The 7,191-nt window shown below is 28.8% G+C and carries 4 protein-coding genes and 1 tRNA gene; all 5 read left to right on the top strand.

What is annotated here, in order from left to right; translation table 11 throughout:
- The first annotated feature begins 53 nt into the window (after positions 1-53).
- The 5 genes from Q0Y03_RS14815 to ftsH all read left to right on the top strand — a co-directional run bounded on the left by Q0Y03_RS14815 (position 54) and on the right by ftsH (position 6,925).
- Positions 54-140, top strand: a tRNA-Leu gene (locus Q0Y03_RS14815).
- Between the two features lie 412 nt (positions 141-552).
- Positions 553-2,937, top strand: coding sequence for a stage II sporulation protein E (gene spoIIE / locus Q0Y03_RS14810; RefSeq protein ID WP_297714571.1), 2,385 nt, complete (start codon positions 553-555; stop codon positions 2,935-2,937).
- Positions 2,938-3,131: 194 nt separating this feature from the next.
- A complete protein-coding gene (gene tilS / locus Q0Y03_RS14805) occupies positions 3,132-4,529 on the top strand; it encodes a tRNA lysidine(34) synthetase TilS (protein ID WP_297714570.1) in 1,398 nt (465 codons plus the stop codon).
- Positions 4,530-4,533: 4 nt separating this feature from the next.
- Complete coding sequence (hpt, locus tag Q0Y03_RS14800; RefSeq protein ID WP_297714569.1) at positions 4,534-5,073, top strand: hypoxanthine phosphoribosyltransferase; 540 nt, start codon at positions 4,534-4,536, stop codon at positions 5,071-5,073.
- A 49-nt stretch (positions 5,074-5,122) separates the two neighbouring features.
- A complete protein-coding gene (gene ftsH / locus Q0Y03_RS14795) occupies positions 5,123-6,925 on the top strand; it encodes an ATP-dependent zinc metalloprotease FtsH (RefSeq protein ID WP_297714568.1) in 1,803 nt (600 codons plus the stop codon).
- Positions 6,926-7,191 lie beyond the last annotated feature (266 nt).

Below are 7,191 nucleotides of genomic sequence, written 5' to 3'. Positions count from 1 at the left end.
CGGTTCATACCCGAGGTGTCGTAGGTTCAAGTCCTATTTCCGCTACCATATACGCTGAAGTGGCGGAACAGGCAGACGCACAGGACTTAAAATCCTGCGGTAGCGATACCGTACCGGTTCGATTCCGGTCTTCAGCACCAAAGAGATACAAAGCAATTTGTATCTCTTTTTTTTCTTAGAAAATTATATTTACTAAAGAATTGTGGATAACTTCTATAAGTATTAGAAACCACATAGTCTATGAATTGGATTTTTTATGTAAAAATAAATATATTAAAGAAAGTTTTATTTTATTACTAAAGCAATATATAAAATTATTTTTCTTTTACGACAAAATGTACAAAGTAATTATTTAAAATACTTCTATAAAAAACTTACGTTCGTACTTAAAGAGAATGATTAGGGTTTAAAATAAGAAAATATCAAAGAATAAAATGGTAAAAAAAGGAATAATGTCTTACGAAATAAAAAAGTAGTAAACATTAATTGACATATCTCTAGTTATAAAAGTGATATCATTTTATTAGGAATTTTGTGAGGAGAATGATAAGTATGGATTATGGTATTGAAGTGCCTAGCTATAGAAGGGTAGACAACGTAAAAGAAAAAAAGAAATTAAATTTTGAAAATGGAATATTTACAATTATAGTAGCTTTAGCTTCGGGAGCGATGCTGAGTAGAGTTGGATTTGGATTTGTAGAAGGTTTATATTTGGCTCCATTTGGAATAGGATATCTTTTGTCGATAACTAAAAAGAGTGATATAAGGAAGACGTTTTTAGTTTTTGCAGCAGTTTTAATTGGTTACTTAACTGGAGCAAGTAAAAATATAGATATTATACTTTATATTTCTTTAGCAACAGCAATATTATTATGTAAAGTTATTTGTAATTCATTAAATAAGGAATTTAAGAATAGAATAGCATTTTCAGCTATTATTATAATATCGGTAGTTGTGGGATTATTAATTGGAGAACAAGGTTTTGAGATAAATTTAGTTTTTTCTTTATCAAAAGCGATAGTTATAATACCTGTATTTTATATGATTAATTATGCAATTGGGTGTATGAAGGAAATAAACACTAATTATTTCTATTCTACAGAAGAATTAATTAGTATAGCTATATTAAGCTGTTTAGTTATAGCTGGAATAGGTAACTTTGTTATATTTGGAGTTGAAATAAGAACTATAATAGCATTAGCTATGGTTATTACAACAGCTTATGCGGCTGGAAGCAACTCTGGTGCAATATTAGGAGTAACAATGGGAATAATAATAGGAATTGCTAATAATGATTTATTAGTTGCAACTACAGTGTATGGTATATGTGGGCTAATTGTTGGTGTATTTAAGGAAACAGGAAAAATATTTTCTGTTTTAGCTTATTTAGTATCATTATTTATGATATTAACTTACACTGGAGATATAACAATTCAATCAGTTATAGAAGTTGTTGTAGCAGCGATTATTATGATGTTAATTCCTGAAAAGACTATTAAAGAAATATTAAGAGAACTTAATAATGAAGAAAAAAGTAAGATAATAAGCGATGCGCAAGTTGAAGGAATAAAGCTAGAATTTGTAGATAGATTAGAAGCTTTAAGAGGATCTTTAAATGCGGTAGCAACATCTATTGAGAGTTTATCTGGAAATGAAAAATTACTTATGAAAAATAAGGGAACAGCAATGATTGAAAGTTTAGCTGATAGAGTATGTCAAGAATGTGAGATGAATAATAAGTGTTGGGGAAGGGAACTTCATAGCACTTTTTCAGACTTTGGAGAACTTATGTTAAGTTGCGAAAGTAAAAAAATATATTTACCTAAAGATTTAAATTTAAAATGTGTAAAAAGAAGTACGCTATTAAAGAGTGCTGAAGAATTATTTTCAACATATACTGTAAATGAAGCATTAAAATCTAGGCTCATAGAGGGAAGAAGTGTAGTTGCAAACCAAATAAATAATATGTCTACTACGGTTGCAAGTATACTTGGAGATTTTAATAACAATGTAAATAGTTGTTTAGATATAGATAAGTTATTAAGAAAGACATTAGTGAAAAATAAGATAAGATATAATAATATTTATTCATATACAGATAGAAAAGGGCGCTTAAAAATAAAAATAAAAATAGATAGTTATGATGGAGAAAATTATTGTAGAAAGTCAATTATTCCTGTTATTAGTGAACTAGTAAGAACACCTTTAAGTATAGCTGAAGATGGATGTAAGATTGATCCTGAAACTAATGAATGTTCAGTTACTATAGAAGAAGCTTACAAATATAATGTATCATCCTATGTATCATTTAATGTTAAAGATGGGGAAAAATACTCAGGAGATAGTTATAGTTTTGGACAAAACAAGGTTGGAGAATATGTAACTATAGTTAGTGATGGTATGGGATCAGGGCCTGAGGCAGGTTTAGAAAGTGAAGCTGCAATAGAGTTAATAGAAAAATTTATGGAAGGTGGATTTAGTGAGGCAACTATGCTTAATGCTGTAAATTCCATAATGGGAATGAAGTTTAGTGAAGATGAAAAATTCACTACTTTAGATATGAACTCTATAGATTTATATACTGGTGAAATAAAATTTACTAAGGTTGGAGCAAGTATGAGTTTTATTAAGAAGGGAGCTGAAGTTGAAGTTATTAATAGTTCATCTTTGCCTTTTGGAATATTAGATGATATAAATATTACTCCTATTAAGAAAAAGGTAAAACAGGGTGATATAATAGTTACAATAAGTGATGGGGTTATAGATGTAGACAAAGGAAATATTGGAGATTATTCTTGGATAGTAGATTATTTAAAAGGAGAACAAAATAATCCTGAGCTAATTTCTAGAGAAATTTTAGATTTAGCAAAGAAAAAATGTGATGGAAAAGTGCTTGATGATATGACTGTAGTTGTTTCAAAACTTTATGCTTGTTAAAAAGAAGTAATATATATTTGAATAAAATATATAAGTAGTATTAGTAAGGAAACATTTTATAAAGGTGCTCCATTTGGAGCACTTTTATTGATATTTTTAAAATTTATTTAATCGTAAATTTAGTACATATCATATTTACATTAAAAAAGTGTAAATGTATTATAGAGTTATATTAAAACAATAGGAGAAGATAAGTGTTAGATAAAGTAATAGATTATATAAAAGAAAATGGACTTATACAACAAGATGATAATATATTAGTTGCATTATCTGGTGGACCTGATTCTGTTTGCTTATTACATATATTATATGAATTAAAGGATAAATTTAATTTAACTTTAGGTGCCATTCATATAAATCATATGTTAAGAGGTGAAGAAGCTGATGATGATGAAAAATATATAATTAAGTTATGTGATGAATTAGGAATAAATCATTATGTAAAAAGAATAAATATAGAATATGTTGCAAAATCTGAAAATGTATCCTTAGAAGTGGCAGGAAGAAATGAAAGATATAAAGCGTTTGAAGAGGTAAGGACTAAATATGGATATAATAAGATTGCAGTAGCACATAATGCAAATGATCAAGCTGAAACTATATTGATGAGAGTTATGAGAGGAACAGGATTAGAAGGCTTAACAGGAATAAAAGCGAAAAGAGAAGATGGAATTATTAGACCTATATTATGCTTAAATAGACAAGAAATTGAGAGGTATTGTGAAGAAAAAAGACTTAACCCTAGAATAGATGCTAGTAATTATGAAAGAATTTATAGTAGAAATAAAATAAGATTAGATATATTACCATATATGAAGGAACATTTTAATAAGGATATAGTTGATACCCTTAATAGAATGACAATATTGTTACAAAAAGATAATGAATTTATAGAAGAATATTCCCAAAAATGTTACAATATATATTGTGAAAATTTGGATGGAAAATTAAAAATATCACACGAACTATTTAAAAAAGAAATGGATTCAATTATAACTAGAGTTATAATAAGGGCATTTAAGGAAGTTTCTAATTCACATCAAAATTTTGAAATGAAGCATATATATGAAATTGTTAATTTAGCTAATAAGGATACAGGAAAAAGGTTAAATCTAACTAATAAAATAATATGTGAAAATTTATATGGTGATATTATTTTTATTAAGGAAGAGAAACATAAGCAGGAGTTATGTGATGATCGTGAAATTAGAATAAATAAAAGTGAGATTTGTAAAAAAATTACTTTTGATAATTATACGATGAGCTTTGAAATTATTGAAAACAGTAACAAGGTAGAATTTTCTAAAAATAGCTTAATAAAGTTATTTGATTATGATAATATAGAAAAAGAGGTTGTAATCAGATATAGAAAAGATGGGGATAAAATTGTACCTTTAGGTATGAATGGAAGCAAAAAGCTTAAGGATATTTTTATTGATTTAAAAATACCAAGAGAAGATAGAAATAGTATTCCTATTTTATGTTTTGATGATAAAATCTCGTGGATTGTGGGATATAAGACATCTCAACTATTTAAAGTTACAAAAGATACAAAAAAAATATTAAAAATAACCATGGATAGAAAGGAATAAGAAAATGTTACAAGACGTAAAAGAAATATTATTTAGTGAAGAAGTTATTAATGCTAAAATAAAGGAATTAGCAGGAAGAATTAGTAATGACTATAAAGGAAAAGATTTATTAGTTGTAGGAGTGTTAAAGGGTTCTGTAATATTTGCAGCAGAATTAATTAAAAATATAACAATACCTTGCGAAATTGACTTTATGGCAGTATCAAGTTATGGAAATTCTTCAGAGACTACTGGGATAGTCAGAATACTTAAAGATTTAGATCATGAAATTTCTGGTAAAGATATTATTATAGTAGAAGATATAGTTGATAGTGGAGTTACATTAGATTACTTATTAAATTACCTAAAGACTAGAAAGGCTAATTCAGTTGAAATAGTATCATTGCTAACTAAACCATCTAGAAGAAAGGTGGATATAGATTGTAAGTATATTGGATTTGAAGCTCCAGATGAATTTTTAGTTGGATATGGACTTGATTATGCTGAGAAGTATAGAAACTTACCTTTTGTAGGAATATTAAAAAGAGAAGTTTATGAAAAATAATTTAAATTAATATTAAAAAATAAAATATACAAAGAAAGGGGGGCCTTGAATGAAGAAATATTCAAGTGCTACTGTTTGGATAATAGCTATAATATTATTATTTTTTGCTGCATCATTTCTTTTAAGGGGAGAAAGTAGCCCTGATAGAATAGTATTTAGTGATTTCCAACAAAAGTGGATAAATAATGAAATTGAAAAAATAAAAGTAGACCCTGATAAGATGCTTATAACTGGGCAAACAAGAGATAAGAAAAACTTTACAGTATATGCACCAGATTCTATGGTGGAAATGCTAAATAGCCAATACACAAAAAATGATATTAATATAGAATATGTTGCACCATCTAATAACAGTATATGGATTAGCATAATACCAAGTGCTTTAATAATAATATTATTTTTAGTATTTATTTTCTTTTTTACGCAACAATCACAAAGTGGTAGCAGTGGAAAAGGTGTAATGAATTTTGGAAAAAGCAGGGCAAAGATGATGTCTCCAGATGCAAAAAGAGTAACTTTTGATGATGTTGCTGGAGCAGATGAAGAAAAAGCAGAATTAGAAGAAATTGTTGATTTCTTGAAGGCACCATCTAGATATACTGAGATGGGCGCTAGAATACCAAAAGGTGTTTTATTAGTAGGTCCCCCAGGAACAGGTAAGACTTTACTTGCAAAAGCTATTGCTGGAGAAGCTGGAGTTCCATTTTTTAGTATATCAGGTTCAGACTTTGTTGAGATGTTTGTTGGGGTTGGTGCATCAAGAGTTAGAGATTTATTTGAGCAAGCAAAGAAAAATTCACCTGCATTGATATTTATAGATGAAATTGATGCGGTAGGTAGACAAAGAGGAGCTGGCCTTGGTGGAGGTCATGATGAAAGAGAACAAACACTTAATCAATTATTAGTTGAAATGGATGGGTTTGGAGCAAATGAAGGGATAATAATGATAGCTGCTACAAATAGACCAGATATACTGGATCCTGCGTTATTAAGACCAGGTAGATTTGACAGACAAATAGTTGTTCAAAGACCTGATAGAAAGGGAAGAGAAGCTGTATTACACGTTCATACCCAAAAGAAACCTTTAGAGGTTGATATAAGTTTAGAAGTTTTAGCTAAGAGAACTCCGGGATTTAGCGGAGCTGATTTAGAAAATTTAGCTAATGAAGCTGCACTTTTAGCTGTTAGAAAAAATAAAAAAGCTATAGGAATGGAAGAATTTGAAGAAGCAATAACTAGAGTTATTGCTGGTCCAGAAAAGAAAAGTAGAGCTATTAGTGAACATGATAGAAAGCTTACTGCTTATCATGAAGCAGGTCATGCAGTGGTAATGAAGTGTTTAAAACATTCAGATCCTGTTCATGAAATAAGCATTATACCAAGAGGTATGGCAGGTGGATACACAATGCACTTACCTAATGAAGATAGAGCTTATACATCTAAAGAAAAACTACAAGATGAAATGGTAGGACTTCTAGGTGGAAGAGTTGCTGAAAAATTAATTTTAGGTGATATAAGTACTGGAGCTAAAAATGATATAGATAGAGCTAGTTCAATTGCTAGAGCTATGGTTATGGAATATGGAATGAGTGATAAAATAGGAACTATTTCATATGGGGCTGATAATAATGAAGTATTTTTAGGAAGAGATCTTGGTAGAGGAAGAAACTTTAGTGAAGAAATTGGTGCTGAAATAGATAAAGAAGTTAAAAAGTTTATTGAAGTAGCGTACGATAGAGCTGAGGATCTTTTAAAGACTAATATAAATAAGCTTCATGCAGTAGCTAAGGAATTATTAGATAAAGAAAAGATTGATGGTAAAGAATTTGAAATGATATTTGATGCAAACTAAAAAGTAGCCTTTGGCTACTTTTTTTCATAGTTGAATAATATTGTTCGTCACGTGGAGACGAAAAATTAATGATATAACCTCCAAGAATTGTGTAATTTGCGTTAAGAATTTATATTGTTTTTTCAAGAAAAAGAGCTAAAGCTTCGAAAGTCATTTCATTCCCTCAGCTTCTTAACGCTCTTTTTCTTCCAAAAACAATTAAATTCTAAAACTTAATTACAATATTCCTTCCGGTAATATCATTAATATTTTCTCTTCCACTTGAT

Origin of the sequence: Clostridium sp. (assembly GCF_026168755.1) — a bacterium.
GTDB lineage: Bacteria > Bacillota > Clostridia > Clostridiales > Clostridiaceae > Clostridium.
This window is presented reverse-complemented; position numbering and strand designations above follow the sequence as displayed.